The sequence below is a fragment of the Okeania hirsuta genome (assembly GCF_003838195.1).
Lineage (GTDB): Bacteria > Cyanobacteriota > Cyanobacteriia > Cyanobacteriales > Microcoleaceae > Okeania > Okeania hirsuta.
On sequence record NZ_RCBY01000637.1, the window covers coordinates 1 to 880 of the forward strand.

At 43.6% G+C, this 880-nt stretch carries 1 protein-coding gene; it reads left to right on the forward strand.

From position 1 onward, the window contains the following. Positions 1 to 631: glycosyltransferase (locus D5R40_RS33385; protein WP_124155917.1), on the forward strand; the 631-nt coding region annotated here is incomplete at its 5' end. Positions 632 to 880 lie beyond the last annotated feature (249 nt).

Here is an 880-nt window from a genome sequence, read left to right on the forward strand (position 1 = left end):
GAATCTAGCCTGGACTTATGCTAAAGGAGAATTCATCGCCTTCTTGGATGCAGACGATATTTGGTTACCGAGGAAGCTGGAAAAACAACTAGTGGGGATTAGAACGGATGAAAAGCTGGCTTTTGTATATACGGATGTCGAAGAATTCAATGCCAAGGGGATTTTACGTCCCTGCATATATGCCGAATATGAAGAGAATTGGACTTCAGCAGATCAGTTCGAACGAACGCTATCCGGGCAAATGCCGATTTATGCCTCTACGGTCTTGATCAGGCGGAGCTTGGCGGAAAGGGTAGGAAAGTTTGAGGATTCCCTGATCTTGGGAGATACTCATTATTTGTTACGTTTGGCGCAGCAGCATCCTTGCCAAGTGATTTTTGAACCCCTGGTACGCATTCGGAAGCATGATCATAACATTTCGGTGTATAAGGAGCGAGAGGCATATATAGAGATGCTGAGTTTATTGGCCGTTTTCGAAAGGGAGCAATCTCTTGAGCGGTCAGAAATTCATAAATACAAGGCCTTCTATTATCGGCAATTGGCGCAATTTGATCGCCGACAAGGGAAGTGGCTATTAGCATTGAAAGCCTATGGTAATACACTTCTTTATCGTCTTTTGATGCAGATTTAATCAACTTGAAGACTCCGAATTTACACCTTCTAGGGCTACTACTTGATTCTGTTCAGCACATATCCCGTAGGTAAGATTTCCAAGGTCTCAACCTTTGTGAGCCGCTTCAATAATTTCCTTAGAAAGGTAGTACTCATGGGCCCCCAGCCTTCATCATCTAGACCGTGTACATTTAGGATTAGCCAGCCCCCGTCAGATTTCAAGAACCGATTTACTTGTTTTTTTACCCAGCTGTCAATGTTTTTAGGA